1 protein-coding gene is annotated in these 318 nt (G+C 33.6%); it reads right to left on the reverse strand.

The features are described 5' to 3' along the window. The coding region (locus ACRRVB_RS00685; RefSeq protein ID WP_432466100.1) for an Rpn family recombination-promoting nuclease/putative transposase at positions 1–318 on the reverse strand (318 nt) is incomplete at both ends.

The raw sequence follows: 318 nt of genomic DNA on the forward strand, positions 1-318 counted from the left end.
TAAATCTGGGTTATCGTCTACCTTTAACATGTACAAAAATGCTGTATCCGCATAGCTAATATAACCTTTTTCTAAAAGGTAAACAATTAGGTGTATATGATCAGAAAACCACTGCTTAAAATCTCTATAAATGCCTTGTTTTAGTACCATAGCCGCAAAAGCAGCCTTTTTATAGCTAAGCAATTCATCTTCTGATGTGCTGTACAAGTCTACTAAATGAAAGCTATCCAACATACATGATTTTGCTAGATCAGGATCAGAGAACATAGAGAGTAAACTAGAAGAACCTTTATAGGGATTCTTACCATTATATATGCA

Source organism: Candidatus Cardinium hertigii, assembly GCF_050864855.1.
In the GTDB taxonomy this organism is placed as follows: Bacteria; Bacteroidota; Bacteroidia; order Cytophagales; family Amoebophilaceae; genus Cardinium; species Cardinium hertigii_C.